The sequence below is a fragment of the Enterobacter sp. SLBN-59 genome (genome assembly GCF_024807915.1).
Taxonomy (GTDB): domain Bacteria; phylum Pseudomonadota; class Gammaproteobacteria; order Enterobacterales; family Enterobacteriaceae; genus Enterobacter; species Enterobacter asburiae_B.
In genome coordinates, this window is sequence record NZ_JANUFI010000001.1 from 2,809,811 (window position 1) to 2,826,599 (window position 16,789).

The 16,789-nt window shown below is 53.8% G+C and carries 13 protein-coding genes; 5 read left to right on the top strand and 8 right to left on the bottom strand.

Features of this window, described 5'->3' with window-relative positions; translation table 11 throughout:
* Position 1 precedes the first annotated feature (1 nt).
* From thiG to M2422_RS13455, 5 genes are all read left to right on the top strand, one after another.
* Positions 2-772 (top strand): thiazole synthase, encoded by a 771-nt coding sequence (gene thiG, locus M2422_RS13435; protein WP_047059535.1) that lies wholly within the window; start codon positions 2-4, stop codon positions 770-772.
* Positions 769-1,896, top strand: a complete 1,128-nt coding sequence (gene thiH, locus M2422_RS13440) for a 2-iminoacetate synthase ThiH (RefSeq protein ID WP_064673105.1) — start codon at positions 769-771, stop codon at positions 1,894-1,896. Before thiG ends, thiH begins: the two co-directional genes overlap by 4 nt.
* 337 nt (positions 1,897-2,233) lie before the next feature.
* Positions 2,234-3,775 (top strand): sensor domain-containing diguanylate cyclase, encoded by a 1,542-nt coding sequence (locus M2422_RS13445; protein WP_064673106.1) that lies wholly within the window; start codon positions 2,234-2,236, stop codon positions 3,773-3,775.
* A gap of 180 nt (positions 3,776-3,955) precedes the next feature.
* On the top strand, positions 3,956-4,264 hold the full coding sequence (locus tag M2422_RS13450; protein WP_023334100.1) for a PTS sugar transporter subunit IIB: 309 nt from the start codon (positions 3,956-3,958) through the stop codon (positions 4,262-4,264).
* Positions 4,264-4,581 carry a PTS lactose/cellobiose transporter subunit IIA gene (locus tag M2422_RS13455; RefSeq protein WP_033146992.1) on the top strand — a complete coding sequence of 106 codons (318 nt, stop codon included), beginning with the start codon at positions 4,264-4,266 and terminating at the stop codon, positions 4,579-4,581. The genes M2422_RS13450 and M2422_RS13455 overlap by 1 nt, the downstream gene beginning before the upstream one ends.
* 92 nt (positions 4,582-4,673) lie before the next feature.
* Here the strand turns inward: M2422_RS13455 and rpoC are convergent, their stop codons facing one another.
* The 8 genes from rpoC to secE form a co-directional block, all read right to left on the bottom strand.
* Positions 4,674-8,897 (bottom strand): DNA-directed RNA polymerase subunit beta', encoded by a 4,224-nt coding sequence (gene rpoC / locus M2422_RS13460; protein WP_023309968.1) that lies wholly within the window; start codon positions 8,895-8,897, stop codon positions 4,674-4,676.
* A gap of 76 nt (positions 8,898-8,973) precedes the next feature.
* Complete coding sequence (gene rpoB, locus M2422_RS13465; RefSeq protein ID WP_023334099.1) at positions 8,974-13,002, bottom strand: DNA-directed RNA polymerase subunit beta; 4,029 nt, start codon at positions 13,000-13,002, stop codon at positions 8,974-8,976.
* Between the two features lie 319 nt (positions 13,003-13,321).
* Positions 13,322-13,687 carry a 50S ribosomal protein L7/L12 gene (gene rplL, locus M2422_RS13470; protein ID WP_006176746.1) on the bottom strand — a complete coding sequence of 122 codons (366 nt, stop codon included), beginning with the start codon at positions 13,685-13,687 and terminating at the stop codon, positions 13,322-13,324.
* 66 nt (positions 13,688-13,753) lie between these two features.
* Positions 13,754-14,251 (bottom strand): 50S ribosomal protein L10, encoded by a 498-nt coding sequence (gene rplJ / locus M2422_RS13475; RefSeq protein WP_001207203.1) that lies wholly within the window; start codon positions 14,249-14,251, stop codon positions 13,754-13,756.
* Positions 14,252-14,542: 291 nt separating this feature from the next.
* Positions 14,543-15,247, bottom strand: a complete 705-nt coding sequence (rplA, locus tag M2422_RS13480; RefSeq protein WP_006810530.1) for a 50S ribosomal protein L1 — start codon at positions 15,245-15,247, stop codon at positions 14,543-14,545.
* Between the two features lie 3 nt (positions 15,248-15,250).
* On the bottom strand, positions 15,251-15,679 hold the full coding sequence (rplK, locus tag M2422_RS13485; protein WP_008503452.1) for a 50S ribosomal protein L11: 429 nt from the start codon (positions 15,677-15,679) through the stop codon (positions 15,251-15,253).
* Between the two features lie 155 nt (positions 15,680-15,834).
* The gene (gene nusG, locus M2422_RS13490; RefSeq protein WP_002438628.1) at positions 15,835-16,380 is read right to left on the bottom strand and encodes a transcription termination/antitermination protein NusG; all 546 of its coding nucleotides are present in this window, start codon (positions 16,378-16,380) and stop codon (positions 15,835-15,837) included.
* A gap of 1 nt (position 16,381) precedes the next feature.
* Positions 16,382-16,765 (bottom strand): preprotein translocase subunit SecE, encoded by a 384-nt coding sequence (gene secE / locus M2422_RS13495; protein WP_014068449.1) that lies wholly within the window; start codon positions 16,763-16,765, stop codon positions 16,382-16,384.
* Between the last annotated feature and the right edge of the window lie 24 nt (positions 16,766-16,789).

The following is a 16,789-nucleotide window of genomic DNA, read 5'->3' on the forward strand; positions in this document are numbered from 1 at the left end:
GATGTTACGTATTGCCGATAAAGTCTTTGATTCACATCTGTTTACCGGAACCGGAAAATTCGCCTCGCCGCAGCTGATGGTGGATGCCATTCGCGAAAGCGGCAGCCAGCTGGTGACGCTGGCGCTCAAGCGCGTGGATCTGCGCCATCACAGCGATGCCATTCTGGCGCCTTTACTGGAGGCAGGCGTCACGCTGCTGCCCAACACCTCCGGTGCCAAAACGGCCGAAGAGGCGATTTTCGCCGCGCAGCTGGCCCGCGAGGCGCTCGGCACCCGCTGGCTGAAGCTGGAAATTCATCCTGACGCCCGCTGGCTGCTGCCCGACCCCATCGAAACGCTGAAAGCGGCTGAAAAGCTGGTGCAGCAAGGGTTTATCGTCCTGCCTTACTGCGGCGCCGACCCTGTTCTGTGCAAACGGCTGGAAGAGGTCGGGTGCGCCGCAGTCATGCCGCTGGGCGCCCCCATTGGCTCCAATCAGGGGCTGGAAACCCGCGCGATGCTGGAAATCATTATTGAGCAGGCTACCGTGCCGGTGGTGGTTGATGCGGGCATTGGCGTGCCCAGCCATGCCGCGCAGGCGCTGGAGATGGGCGCCGACGCAGTGCTGGTCAACACGGCCATCGCGGTTGCCGACGATCCGGTCATGATGGCGCGTGCGTTCCGCATGGCCGTAGAGGCTGGCCTGCTGGCAAGGGAATCCGGTCCCGGCTCGCGCAGTTTCCAGGCGCAGGCCACCAGCCCGCTGACCGGTTTTCTGGAGGCGATCTCATGAGCACGTTTACCGATCGCTGGCGGCAGCTTAACTGGGACGACATTGCCCTGCGCATTAACAGCAAAACGGCGGCTGACGTGGAGCGCGCGCTGCATGCCCGCCATCTGACCCGCGAGGATCTGATGGCACTGCTCTCCCCGGCGGCCAGCGCGTACCTCGAACCGATGGCCCAGCGAGCGCAGCGGCTCACACGCCAGCGTTTTGGCAACACGGTGAGCTTCTACGTGCCGCTCTATCTCTCAAACCTGTGCGCCAATGACTGCACCTACTGCGGTTTTTCCATGAGCAACCGCATCAAACGTAAAACGCTCGATGACGATGAGATCGCCCGCGAGTGCGCGGCCATTCGTGAAATGGGCTTTGAACATCTTCTGCTGGTCACGGGCGAGCATCAGGGAAAAGTGGGAATGGACTATTTCCGTCAGCACCTTCCCGCCATTCGTCGTCAGTTTGCGTCGCTGCAGATGGAAGTGCAGCCCCTGGCGCAGGAGGAGTATGCGGAGCTCAAAACCCTTGGGCTGGACGGGGTCATGGTCTACCAGGAAACCTATCACGAGGCGACGTACGCCCGGCATCACCTGAAGGGCAAGAAACAGGATTTCTTTTTCCGCTTGGAAACGCCGGACAGGCTGGGTCGCGCGGGGATCGACAAAATCGGTCTGGGAGCGCTGATCGGGCTCTCTGACAGCTGGCGGGTGGATTGTTACATGGTGGCGGAACATTTGCTGTGGCTTCAGCAGCACTACTGGCAGAGCCGTTATTCCATCTCCTTCCCGCGCCTGAGACCTTGCGCGGGCGGGATTGAACCGGCTTCGCTGATGGATGAACGCCAGCTGGTGCAGGCCATCTGTGCGTTTCGCCTGCTCGCCCCGGAAGTGGAATTATCGCTCTCAACGCGTGAATCCCCGGCGTTTCGCGATCGCGTTATCCCGCTTGCGATTAACAACGTCAGCGCGTTTTCCAAAACGCAGCCTGGCGGCTACGCCGACGATCGTCCGGAGCTGGAGCAATTTGTGCCTCATGACGGACGACGTCCGGAAGCGGTCGCCGCAGCCCTGACGGCGCAGGGTCTTCAGCCTGTCTGGAAAGACTGGGACAGCTGGCTGGGAAGAGCCTCGCAATGACGATGAAACGCGCTGCAACACCATAAAAAATTGTCGAGGCGCGACGAAAAGGCAAAACCGGGTGGTTGTCAGCGATCGTCCGGTTTTTTATTGTCACACGGTCAGCAACGGATGCTGACCAGGGCGAAAAGCTTCTTCCTCGTTTCGCCCTGCCTCTGGTTCATTGCGCACACGGCCGCCAGCAGGTTGAATAAGTAATTTCTTAATGGTTCTTAAGATAAATCATCCCGCCAGAAATCGTGTGCCGTATAATTCACCGCTAACCGCAGGACAGCGACTATGCTGAGAGGATATCGGCAGACGAAAAGTATTCACCATCAGGAACGATGTACAGCTCATGGCACTTCACAGCAAAAAGCTCTCTTTTACCCGACCAATCATGCTCAGCTTCGCGGGGATCCTATGCAGTTTTGCGGTGATCGCGATCGCGGTGACGCTTTCGCAACGAAAGGATTTTCTTGAGGATTATCATCAGATAAACAGCAATTTCACGCACAACCTGGCGGTGAACTACACCGAATCTATCCTGCGTGAAAACGACTATATCCTGGGCCGTTCCGCGATTTACTTTGCCCGCGACGACAGGCTAAACGAGACGCTCAACGTCAACCCGACGCAGGGGCTGCAGATGATGATGCATTTGCAAAACCTGATGCCGACCGTGTCCTCCATCTCGCTGGCGGACACGCAGGGGCATTATCTCCGCGCGCCGGAAGTGCTCCCCACGGAGAAGAGTAAAACCTTCGATCCCCGGACGCGGCCGTGGTTTATCGCTCAGGCCGAAGCCAGTATCTTCAGCCACTATACTCGCCCGTACATGGACTATTTCACCGGCCATCCGACGGTCACACTTTATAAGCCATTGATTTCTCCCGAAGGCAGACTGAAGGGAACGATCGCGTTTCATCTCGATTTGACGTCAATGGGCTTCACCCTGCGTCAGATGGTGGCGCCCGTCCAGGGAGAATTCTTCGTCGTTGAACGCGACGGCGCCGTTGTGCTTCACCCGGATACAGGCGCGCTCTTCAAACACTACGTGAGCGAAGCGCTGATGGACAAAATGACCAGCGGCGAAGGCCACCTTTACGATAAGAAAAGCAACGCCTGGTACTACTACTACTCGTTTACCAATCCGGACTGGTTTGTCATCTACCGGGTCTCTGGCGAGACGCTCACCGATATCACCCGCCACGAAACGACGATTGTTGGCTGGGGGTTTGCGCTGGCGGCAATCATCATCATCCTCTTCGGCTTATACCTCCGTCACGCCTCGCGTACCGTGCTGATGCACATTATCAATGCCATCAAAACCGGCGACGTCAGCGAAGCGCCGCGCCTGGAAGCGATGCTGAGCCACACTATCCAGTCCAATAAAGAGCGTGAGATGGCCTATGTGCGCCAGGCCACTCACGATGCGCTGACGGGCTGTAAAAACCGCCGCGCGTTCGATAGCGATATCGCGGAGCTGCTGAATGCCCAGCAGCCTTTCGCGCTGGCGCTGGTGGACATCGATAACTTCAAGTCGATTAACGACACGCTGGGCCACCTGACCGGTGATATCGTTCTGCGCAACGTGGCCCGCGAAGGGATCCAGATTATGCAGCCACATCACGTCTCGATTTACCGCTATGGTGGAGAAGAGTTCGCGGTAATCTTCCAGGCTGAGCAGATGACGTCTGCGCTCTCATTGCTGGAAGCCTGGCGTACCGCAGTTGAAAAACGCGTCTGGCGAGAAGAAAACCTGCGGGTTACGTTCAGCGGCGGTCTTGGGGAGTGGCATTTTGAACCGCTGGAGCAATTTGTCGGAAGCGTTGATAGCGCCCTCTACAGCGCCAAACAGCAGGGCAAAAACCGCATCAATCGAACGTCCATCAGCTAATCCTCCCACTTTCACCCTGCCCGTTTCCACGGGCCGGGTACCCGACAATGTAAAATTGTAACCGGTTTCAGAAAATCGCCGGTTTCTTTGTGATGCCTGACACACAATCGCGGTAAACCGGTTGTTGAAGCGCTCTGCACGGGATAATTATCAATAAACACATGTAGATCGAGGCTGATTATGAAGAACATCGTTTTATGCTGTGCAGCGGGAATGTCAACCAGCATGCTGGTTCAACGTATGAAAGACGCCGCGCAGAAAAAAGGGGTTGAAGTCACCATTAAAGCCGTTCCGGTTGCGGAGTTTAAAGACAACATCGCGACGGCCGACATCGTATTGCTGGGGCCACAGGTTAAATACGAGCAGGCCAAGCTACAGGCGCAGGCCGAGCCGCTGGGTAAAAAGGTCGCGGTGATCGACATGATGGATTACGGCATGATGAAAGGCGATGCCGTCCTGGAAAAAGCGCTCAAACTTCTGGAGTCATAATGGAAGACTTAGAAACCACGATTATGGAACTGCTGGTCAACGCAGGCGCGGCGCGCAGTGCGGCCCTGACGGCGCTACAGATGGCGCGTAAAGGTGAGTTTGACGAAGCAGAAAAAGCGATGGAAGAGTCGCGCGAATATGTGAAGCATGCGCACACGATCCAGACGCAGCTTATCGGTTTTGACGAAGGGACCGGGAAGCTTCCGGTTAACCTGATCACCGTCCACTCTCAGGATCACCTGATGAACGCGATGGTCATTCAGGATCTGGCGGGCGATATGATTGAGCTTTATCGTCGGATCCCGTTGGTGAACTGATAAAAAAGCCCGGCAGCGCTACGCTTACCGGGCCTACAAAAACACCATAAAAAAACCCGCCAAAGCGGGTTTTTTATTTATGGCCTCAACGATTACTCGTTGTCGGAACCGCCCAGACCTGCGTTCAGCAGTTCTGCCAGGCTCGCGGATGCATCTTCAGCAGTTACCTGCGGTGCAGCTGGCAGTTCGCCCGCAGCACGACGACGCATACGATCCTGGTGGTACGCATAACCGGTACCCGCCGGGATCAGACGACCCACGATGACGTTCTCTTTCAGACCGCGCAGTTCATCACGTTTACCTGCAACAGCGGCTTCGGTCAGGACACGAGTCGTTTCCTGGAACGATGCTGCAGAGATGAAGGACTCGGTTGCCAGAGACGCTTTGGTGATACCCAGCAGATCGCGCGAGAAGGTCGCACCGATTTTGCCGTTCGCTTCCAGTTCGCGGTTAGCGATCTTGACGCGTGAGTATTCAACCTGCTCGCCTTCCAGGAACTCGGAGCTGCCTGCGTTTTCGATGGTTGCTTTACGCAGCATCTGACGAACGATAACTTCGATGTGCTTATCGTTAATCTTAACGCCCTGCAGACGGTAAACGTCCTGTACTTCGTTGGTGATGTAACGCGTTACCGCGTGGACGCCACGAAGACGCAGAATGTCGTGCGGAGCTTCTGGACCATCGGAAACCACGTCACCACGTTCTACACGTTCACCTTCGAACACGTTGAGCTGACGCCACTTAGGAATCATCTCTTCGTACGGTTCGCTGCCATCTACTGGAGTGATAACCAGACGGCGTTTCCCTTTGGTCTCTTTACCGAAGGAGATGATACCGCTGATTTCAGCCAGGATTGCAGGCTCTTTCGGACGACGTGCTTCGAACAGGTCCGCAACGCGTGGCAGACCACCGGTGATGTCCTTGGTACCGCTGGATTCCTGTGGAATACGCGCCAGAGCATCACCCGCACCGATCTGAATGCCATCTTCCAGCTGAACGATCGCTTTACCCGGCAGGAAGTACTGCGCAGGCATGTCGGTACCAGGGATCAGAACGTCGTTACCCTGAGCATCAACGATTTTCAGTGCAGGACGCAGATCTTTACCACCGGTAGTACGTTCAGCAGAATCCAGTACCACCAGAGAAGACAGACCGGTCAGCTCGTCGGTCTGACGAGTAATGGTCTGGCCGTCGATCATGTCAGTGAAGCGGATGAAACCACTTACTTCGGTGATAACCGGCATGGTGTGTGGATCCCAGTTTGCAACGGTTTCACCGCCGGCAACCTGCTCGCCATCACCTTTCGCCATAACCGCACCGTAAGGCACTTTATAGCTCTCTTTGGTACGACCGAATTCGTCGATCAGCTTCAGCTCGGTGTTACGAGAGGTCACAACCAGCTTGCCAGCGGAGTTAACAACAGACTTCGCGTTGCTGAGCTTGATGCTACCTTTGTTTTTCACCTGGATGCTGGATTCAGCAGCCGCACGAGATGCCGCACCACCGATGTGGAACGTACGCATCGTCAGCTGTGTACCCGGCTCACCGATGGACTGTGCCGCGATAACGCCGATTGCTTCACCTTTGTTGATGATGTGGCCACGCGCCAGGTCACGACCGTAGCAGTGCGCACATACACCAAAGTCGGTGTCACAGGATACAACGGAACGTACTTTCACGGAGTCAACAGAGTTCGCTTCCAGCAGGTCACACCAGTGCTCGTGCAGCAGCGTGTTGCGTGGAACCAGAATGTCTGCAGTACCCGGCTTCAGAATGTCTTCCGCGGTTACACGACCCAGAACGCGATCGCGCAGTGGCTCTTTAACATCACCACCCTCGATAACCGGGGTCATGGTGATACCTTCGAGGGTGCCACAATCGTCTTCGGTCACAACCAGATCCTGAGCAACGTCAACCAGACGACGCGTCAGATAACCGGAGTTCGCTGTTTTCAGTGCGGTATCCGCCAGACCCTTACGAGCACCGTGGGTGGAGATGAAGTACTGGAGTACGTTCAGACCTTCACGGAAGTTCGCGGTGATTGGCGTTTCGATGATGGAGCCATCTGGCTTCGCCATCAGACCACGCATACCTGCCAGCTGACGAATCTGTGCTGCGGAACCACGCGCACCGGAGTCGGCCATCATGTAGATGCTGTTGAAGGAAACCTGCTGCTCTTCTACGCCGTCACGGTTAATCACGGTTTCGGTCTGCAGGTTATCCATCATCGCTTTGGATACACGATCGTTCGCCGCTGCCCAGATATCGATAACTTTGTTATAGCGTTCGCCCGCGGTAACCAGACCAGACTGGAACTGCTCCTGGATCTCAGCAACTTCGGCTTCCGCTTCAGAGATGATCTCGTGTTTCTTCTCTGGGATGACCATGTCATCGATACCAACAGATGCACCTGAACGCGCTGCATAAGCAAAGCCGGTATACATTGTCTGGTCAGCGAAGATAACGGTCGGCTTCAGACCCAGAATGCGGTAACAGGTGTTCAGCATTTTGGAGATCGCTTTCTTGCCCAGCGCCTGGTTGACGATGGAGAAAGGCAGACCTTTCGGTACGATCATCCACAGAATGGCACGGCCAACGGTCGTGTCTTTCAGGCTGGTTTTCGCAACGAATTCGCCGTTTTCATCTTTTTCATATTCGGTGATACGCACTTTAACGCGCGCATGCAGAGAGGCCAGGCCAGCGCGATAAATACGCTCAGCTTCTTTCGGGCCAGTCAGCACCATGCCTTCGCCTTTGGCGTTAACACAGTCACGGGTCATGTAGTACAGACCCAATACAACGTCCTGAGAAGGAACGATGATAGGTTCACCGTTCGCTGGGGACAGGATGTTGTTGGTAGACATCATCAGCGCACGCGCTTCGAGCTGGGCTTCCAGCGTCAGCGGTACGTGAACAGCCATCTGGTCACCATCGAAGTCGGCGTTATATGCCGCACAAACCAGCGGGTGCAGCTGGATAGCTTTACCTTCGATCAGGACTGGCTCAAATGCCTGGATACCCAAACGGTGCAGAGTTGGTGCACGGTTCAGCAGTACCGGGTGTTCGCGGATAACTTCGTCCAGGATATCCCAAACGACAGCTTCTTCACGCTCAACCATTTTCTTAGCGGCTTTGATGGTGGTGGCCAGGCCACGCAGTTCCAGCTTGCCGTAGATGAACGGTTTGAACAGCTCCAGTGCCATTTTCTTCGGCAGACCGCACTGATGCAGACGCAGGTATGGACCTACGGTGATTACAGAACGACCGGAGTAGTCAACACGCTTACCGAGCAGGTTCTGACGGAAACGACCCTGTTTACCTTTGATCATGTCGGCCAAAGATTTCAGAGGACGTTTGTTAGAACCGGTGATCGCACGACCGCGACGGCCGTTATCCAGCAGGGCGTCAACCGCTTCCTGCAGCATACGTTTTTCGTTGCGTACGATGATGTCCGGCGCAGCCAGATCCAGCAGACGTTTCAGACGGTTGTTACGGTTGATAACGCGACGATACAGATCGTTCAGATCGGACGTTGCGAAACGACCACCATCCAGCGGAACCAGTGGACGCAGATCTGGCGGCAGAACCGGCAGAACGGTCAGGATCATCCACTCTGGTTTGTTACCAGACTGAACGAACGCTTCCAGCAGTTTGATACGCTTGGTCAGCTTTTTACGTTTGGTTTCGGAGTTGGTTTCGTTCAGCTCTTCACGCAGCTGCTCGCACTCTTGCTCCAGATCCATGCTCTTCAGCAGGGCCTGAATAGCTTCCGCACCCATCTTCGCATCGAATTCGTCACCGAACTCTTCCAGCGCGTCCAGATACTGCTCTTCAGTCAGGATCTGATGACGTTCCAGGTTCGTCATCCCGCCTTCGATAACCACATAAGATTCGAAGTACAGAACGCGTTCGATATCGCGCAGCGGCATATCCAGCAGCAGACCGATACGGGACGGCAGAGATTTCAGGAACCAGATGTGAGCGGTCGGAGACGCCAGCTCGATGTGGCCCATGCGCTCACGACGCACTTTGGTCTGGGTCACTTCAACGCCGCACTTCTCACAGATCACACCACGGTGTTTCAGGCGCTTGTACTTACCGCACAGGCACTCATAATCTTTTACTGGCCCGAAAATACGCGCACAGAAAAGGCCGTCACGCTCAGGTTTGAACGTACGGTAGTTGATGGTTTCCGGCTTTTTAACTTCACCGAATGACCATGAACGGATCATGTCTGGCGAAGCCAGAGCAATTTTGATCGCATCAAACTCTTCGGTTTTAGTCTGCGCTTTCAGAAACTTTAATAAATCTTTCACGGATTTGCTCCCGTCGGAGTTAGCACAATCTGGTGCCGGGGATTAACCCGGCACCAGTGACCTGTTTGAGCGAGAATTACTCGTCTTCCAGTTCGATGTTGATACCCAGCGAACGAATCTCTTTCAACAGTACGTTGAAGGATTCTGGCATGCCCGGCTCCATCTGATGGTTGCCGTCCACGATGTTTTTATACATCTTGGTACGACCGTTCACGTCATCAGACTTAACGGTGAGCATTTCCTGCAGGGTGTATGCCGCGCCGTATGCTTCCAGCGCCCACACTTCCATCTCCCCGAAGCGCTGACCACCGAACTGCGCCTTACCACCCAGCGGCTGCTGAGTAACCAGGCTGTAAGAACCGGTAGAACGAGCGTGCATCTTGTCGTCGACCAGGTGGTTCAGTTTCAGCATGTACATGTAACCTACGGTTACCGGACGCTCGAACTGTTCACCGGTACGGCCGTCAAACAGCGTAATCTGACCAGACGTTGGCAGACCACCCAGTTGCAGCAGCTCTTTAATTTCAGCTTCTTTCGCACCATCGAAGACCGGCGTTGCGATTGGCATACCTTTTTTCAGGTTCTCAGCCAGACGCAGCACTTCTTCATCGCTGAAGGTATTCAGGTCGACTTTCTGACGCACGTCGGTACCCAGATCGTAGGCACGCTGGATGAATTCGCGCAGTTTCGCGACTTCTTCCTGCTGCTTCAGCATGGCGTTAATCTTGTCGCCAATACCTTTCGCAGCCATACCCAGGTGAGTTTCCAGGATCTGACCGATGTTCATACGAGACGGTACGCCCAGCGGGTTCAGTACGATATCTACCGGCGTACCGTTAGCATCGTGCGGCATATCTTCGATCGGGTTGATCTTAGAGATAACACCCTTGTTACCGTGACGACCTGCCATCTTATCACCAGGCTGGATCTGACGTTTAACGGCCAGATACACCTTAACAATCTTCAGCACGCCTGGTGCCAGATCGTCGCCCTGAGTGATTTTGCGGCGTTTCGCTTCGAGTTTTTTCTCGAACTCGTGTTTCAGTTCGTCATACTGCTCAGCCAGCTGTTCCAGCTGATTTTGTTTCTCTTCGTCGGTCAGGCCCAGTTCCAGCCAGCGATCGCGTGGCAGTTTGTCGAGCTTCTCAGCTTCAACGCCACCGGCAACCAGCACCGCATAGATACGGCTGAACAGACCCGCTTCGAGGATCTGCAGTTCTTCAGACAGGTCTTTCTTAGCCTGTTTGAGCTGCATCTCTTCGATTTCCAGCGCACGCTTATCTTTCTCAACGCCGTCACGGGTGAAGACCTGAACGTCGATAACCGTACCGGAAACACCGTTTGGTACGCGCAGAGAAGAGTCTTTAACGTCAGACGCTTTCTCACCGAAGATTGCACGCAGCAGTTTCTCTTCTGGCGTCAGCTGGGTTTCACCTTTAGGCGTAACCTTACCAACCAGAATGTCGCCGCCGGTCACTTCCGCACCGATGTAAACGATACCGGACTCATCCAGTTTGGAGAGCGCAGCTTCACCCACGTTAGGGATGTCAGCGGTGATCTCTTCTGGCCCCAGCTTGGTGTCACGAGACACGCATGCCAGTTCCTGAATGTGGATGGTGGTGAAACGATCTTCCTGAACCACACGCTCGGAGACGAGGATGGAGTCTTCGAAGTTGTAACCGTTCCACGGCATGAACGCTACGCGCATGTTCTGACCGAGCGCCAGTTCACCGAGGTCGGTGGACGGACCGTCTGCCAGCACGTCGCCGCGCTCAACTGGCTCACCCAGAGATACGCAAGGCATCTGGTTGATACAGGTGTTCTGGTTAGAGCGGGTGTATTTGGTCAGGTTATAAATGTCGATACCAGCTTCGCCCGGATACATCTCGTCTTCGTTAACTTTGATAACGATACGGGATGCATCGACGTACTGAACAGTACCGCCACGTTTAGCAACTGCAGTAACACCGGAGTCAACGGCAACAGCACGTTCCATACCGGTACCAACCAGCGGCTTATCAGCGCGCAGAGTTGGAACGGCCTGACGTTGCATGTTCGCACCCATCAATGCACGGTTGGCGTCATCGTGTTCCAGGAACGGGATCAGGGACGCACCGACGGATACCACCTGCTGGGTGGATACGTCCATGTAGTCAACCTGGTCGCGACTGAACAAGCTGGATTCGCCTTTGCTACGGCAGGTAACCAGATCTTCTACAAAGTGGCCTTCGTCATCCAGGTTGGAGTTCGCCTGAGCGATAACGTAGTTGCCTTCTTCGATAGCAGACAGGTAGTGAATTTCGTCGGTTACAACACCGTCAGTCACTTTACGGTACGGGGTCTCGAGGAAACCGTATTCGTTAGTCTGTGCGTACACGGACAGGGAGTTGATCAGACCGATGTTTGGACCTTCAGGCGTTTCGATTGGACATACGCGACCGTAGTGCGTCGGGTGTACGTCTCGAACTTCAAAGCCTGCGCGTTCACGGGTCAGACCGCCTGGGCCGAGTGCAGAGATACGACGTTTGTGCGTAATCTCAGACAGCGGGTTGTTCTGGTCCATGAACTGAGACAGCTGGCTGGAACCGAAGAACTCTTTCACTGCTGCAGAAATCGGCTTGGCGTTGATCATATCCTGAGGCATCAGGGTATCCAGATCGCCCAGAGACAGACGCTCTTTCACCGCACGCTCTACACGTACCAGGCCAACGCGGAATTGGTTTTCCGCCATTTCGCCTACGGAACGGATACGACGGTTGCCGAGGTGGTCGATATCGTCCACTTCGCCTTTACCGTTACGGATATCGATGAGCTTCTTCATCACTTCGATGATGTCGTCTTTGCTCAGGATACCGGAACCTTCGATTTCGTCGCGCAGCAGAGAACGGTTGAACTTCATACGACCAACCGCGGACAGATCGTAGCGGTCTTCGGAGAAGAACAGGTTCTCGAACAGGCTTTCCGCCGCTTCGCGAGTTGGTGGCTCACCAGGACGCATCATGCGGTAGATTTCTACCAGCGCGCTCAGACGATCGGTGGTTGGGTCGACGCGAATAGTTTCAGAAATATACGCGCCGTGGTCCAGATCGTTGGTGAACAGCGTTTCGATACGTTTGTGACCAGACTGGCTCAGCTTAGCCAGCAGATCCAGGCTCAGCTCCATGTTCGCTGGGCAGATCAGCTCACCCGTTGACTCATCAACGTAATCTTTCGCGGCTACTTTTCCTGCAATGTACTCAACCGGAACTTCGATGAGTTTGATATCATCTTTTTCCAGCTGGCGGATGTGGCGCGCGGTGATACGGCGACCTTTTTCCACATACACTTTGCCGTCGGCTTCGATGTCGAACGACGCGGTCTCGCCACGCAGACGTTCCGGCACCAGCTCCATCTGCAGCTTGTTGTCGCGGATTTCAAAGATCACTTTCTCAAAGAACAGGTCCAGGATCTGTTCAGTGGTGTATTGCAGCGCACGCAGAATGATGGTTGCAGGCAGCTTACGACGACGGTCGATACGGACAAACAGGTTGTCTTTCGGATCGAACTCGAAGTCCAGCCATGAACCACGGTAAGGAATGATGCGTGCGTTATACAGTACTTTACCGGAAGAGTGTGTTTTACCTTTATCGCTGTCGAAGAAGACGCCCGGGCTACGGTGCAGCTGGGAAACGATAACACGCTCAGTACCGTTGATAACGAAAGTACCGTTGTCTGTCATGAGTGGAATTTCACCCATGTAGACTTCTTGTTCTTTAATGTCTTTTACGGTGCCTTCCGGCGCTTCGCGCTCGTAGATCACCAGACGCAGTTTTACGCGCAGCGGTGCGGAATAGGTCACGCCACGGATCTGACATTCCTGAACGTCAAACACCGGTTCGCCAAGGCGGTAGCTGACGTACTGCAGCTCGGAGTTACCGCTGTAGCTCTGAATCGGGAACACGGAGCGGAAGGCTGCTTCCAGACCGTACTGCCCTTCAGGATCTTGCTCGATAAACTTCTGGAACGAGTCAAGCTGGATAGAAAGGAGATATGGAATGTCCAGAACTTGTGGACGTTTACCAAAATCCTTACGAATACGTTTTTTCTCGGTATAGGAGTAAACCATAGGGTTCCTCAGCTCGCTGACAAGTCGACCCATCTGTCCGACGAAGGGACAGTTTGTGCAACACCATTTTGTGGACCGGAAAATTGAATACTTTCCGCAATACCTGTTGCTATCACGCTTAAATCATTTCGTCGCGATTTACACAGAGCGAGCACCCTGTCGCAATATATTAAGTCGTCGATAGAAACATGCATTGTCAGGACAATCAGCAGTCAAACAGTGTGAAATGCTACTGATGCCTTACAGCGCAAAAAGGCTGGTGACTAAAAAGTCACCAGCCATCAGCCTAATTACTCAGGCTGCAACCAGAAAAGTTGGCTTATTTAACTTCAACTTCAGCGCCAGCTTCTTCCAGAGATTTTTTCAGTGCTTCTGCGTCGTCTTTGCTCACGCCTTCTTTCAGCGCAGCTGGAGCAGATTCTACCAGGTCTTTAGCTTCTTTCAGACCCAGGCCAGTTGCGCCACGTACTGCTTTGATAACAGCAACTTTGTTAGCGCCAGCAGCTTTCAGAATTACGTCGAATTCAGTTTTTTCTTCAGCAGCTTCAGCCGGGCCCGCAGCTACAGCTACAGCAGCAGCAGCAGAAACACCGAATTTTTCTTCCATTGCAGAAATCAGTTCTACAACGTCCATTACGGACATAGCTGCAACTGCTTCAATGATTTGATCTTTAGTGATAGACATTTAAATTGTTCCTGAAAATCAGAATAAGTTTATACGTAAGCAAATGCTTTATAAAGATAACTGCGATTAAGCAGCTTCTTTCGCATCGCGAACAGCAGCCAGAGTGCGAACCAGTTTGCCAGCCGAAGCTTCTTTCATGGTTGCCATCAGGCGTGCAATTGCTTCTTCGTAGGTCGGCAGGGTTGCCAGGCGATCGATTTGCGATGCCGGGATCAACTCACCTTCAAAGGCTGCAGCTTTGACCTCAAATTTTGCATTCGCTTTCGCGAACTCTTTGAACAGACGAGCAGCAGCGCCCGGGTGTTCCATAGAGTATGCAATCAGGGTCGGACCAACAAACGTGTCTTTCAGGCACTCGAACTGAGTACCTTCAACTACGCGACGCAGCAGGGTGTTACGAACAACACGCATGTATACGCCAGCTTCACGACCTGCTTTACGCAGTTCAGTCATTTTGTCTACAGTAACGCCACGGGAATCCGCAACTACTGCAGACAGCGCGCCTTTGGCTACTTCGCTGACTTCAGCAACAATCGCTTGTTTGTCTTGAAGATTTAAAGCCATTAGCTTTGCTCCTGGATGTTTGCCGGAACTCATGTTCCGGAACTCACTTCACTCTCCCAAACGGAAAGAGCGTCTTAATACGGTGAGCAGAAACAAGCCAGAGTATCCAAAAATAATCTTAGCGTTCTGTCACCGTCTACGCAGGGGATTAAGTCTCTTGCGAAACACCTGCGGTCTTCGACGGAGGCCTGGATTAGGCCAGGCTCCAACGAACAAATCTTTTAGCCGCTAACTTTCGTTAGCAAACGTGGGGGTAAGATTGTAGACAAAATCACCGCCCACGTAAAGGCATTAGTTTGCAGCAGCGCTCAGGCCTGCCTGGTCAACTGCAACACCTGCACCCATGGTGGTGGAGATGCTAACTTTCTTGATGTACACGCCTTTCGCCTGAGTTGGTTTTGCTTTTTTCAGCGCAACCAGCAGAGCTTCCAGGTTTTCTTTCAGTTTGTCAGCGTCAAAGTCCACTTTACCGATGGTGGTGTGGATGATGCCGTTTTTGTCGTTACGATAACGAACCTGACCTGCTTTAGCGTTCTTAACCGCTTCAGCAACGTTAGGAGTTACAGTACCGACTTTCGGGTTAGGCATCAGGCCGCGTGGACCCAGAACCTGGCCCAGCTGGCCAACAACGCGCATTGCATCTGGAGAAGCAATAACAACGTCAAAGTTCATTTCGCCTTTCTTGATCTGATCAGCCAGATCTTCCATACCTACCAGTTCAGCGCCGGCAGCTTTAGCAGCTTCAGCGTTTGCACCCTGAGCAAATACAGCTACGCGAACGGAACGGCCAGTACCGTGTGGCAGTACAGTTGCGCCACGAACGTTCTGATCGGATTTACGCGCGTCGATGCCGAGGTTAACGGCAACGTCAACGCTTTCAACGAACTTAGCAGTTGCCAGTTCTTTCAGCAGAGCGATAGCTTCGTTGATGTCGTACTGTTTGGTCGCATCAACTTTGTCACGGATCACGGACATGCGCTTGGTCAGTTTAGCCATTTCTTAGTCCTCCACTACCAGGCCCATGGAACGTGCAGTACCTTCGATTGAGCGAGTCATCGCTTCAATGTCGGCACCAGTCATGTCGGCAGCTTTGGTCTGCGCGATTTCCTGCAGCTGAGCGCGGGAAATTTTACCCACTTTGTCTTTGTTCGGTTTACCGGAACCAGACTTGATACCAGCCGCTTTCTTCAGCAGAACAGCTGCTGGAGGGGTTTTGGTAACGAAAGTGAAAGAACGGTCAGCGTAAACAGTGATTACGACTGGGATTGGCAGACCTTTTTCCAGGGATTCGGTTTTGGCGTTGAACGCTTTACAGAATTCCATGATGTTCACACCCTGCTGACCCAGAGCTGGACCAACTGGTGGACTTGGGTTCGCCATACCAGCTGCAACCTGCAGCTTGACGTAGGCTTGTACTTTCTTAGCCATTGTAAAATCCTCTGATTGGGTGATAGCGCCTCAGGGAGGCTCCCCGTGAATAAAATTCGTTTTACGGGCCGGGCCCATAAAAACAAAAGGCGCGAAATTGTATTCCAATCTCGCGCCCTGTGCAACGATTAAATCGCCGCTTTTTTGATCGCTGCTTAGGCTTTTTCGACCTGCGCAAAGTCCAGTTCTACCGGGGTCGCACGACCGAAGATAGAAACAGAAACTTTCAGGCGGGACTTCTCGTAGTCCACTTCTTCAACCACACCGTTAAAGTCAGCAAACGGACCGTCGCTAACACGAACCATTTCACCCGGTTCAAACAGCGTTTTCGGACGCGGCTTATCACCCACCTGCTGCAGGCGGTTCATAATCGCATCAACTTCTTTGTCGCTGATTGGCGCCGGACGGTCAGACGTGCCGCCGATAAAGCCCATCACGCGCGGTACGCTGCGCACCAGGTGCCAGCTCGCGTCGTTCATCACCATCTGAACCAGCACGTAACCCGGGAAGAATTTACGCTCGCTTTTGCGACGTTGGCCGCCACGGATCTCAACCACTTCTTCGGTCGGAACCATAACTTCGCCAAATAACTCTTCCATGTTGTGTAATTTGATATGCTCACGCAGCGACGTTGCTACGCGGCCTTCAAAACCGGAAAACGCCTGAACGACGTACCAACGCTTTTTAGGGGCTTCAGACATCTTAGAACCTCAGGCCAGTAATAAAGGAAACCAGGCGAACCAGAATACCATCCAGTCCCCACAGGATCAGTGACATTACCGCAGTCACTGCAGCCACGATCAGCGTGGTGTGCAATGTTTCCTGGCGAGTCGGCCAAATGACCTTGCGGACTTCGGTACGTGCTTCGCGAGCGAAAGCAACGGTTGCTTTACCCTTAGTCGTCAACAGCGCGACACCGCCCGCTGCAGCAATCAGAATCACCACTGCCAGCGCGCGGAGCGGCAGCATCATGTCACGATAAAGATAGTTGCCAACGATTGCCACAATCAGCAGCACGGCAACAGCGACCCACTTCATCGCTTCCAGGCCGCGCCCGCTCCCTTGAGCTTCGGTATTCGCACTCATAAACCAACCTGTCAGAAGAATTCT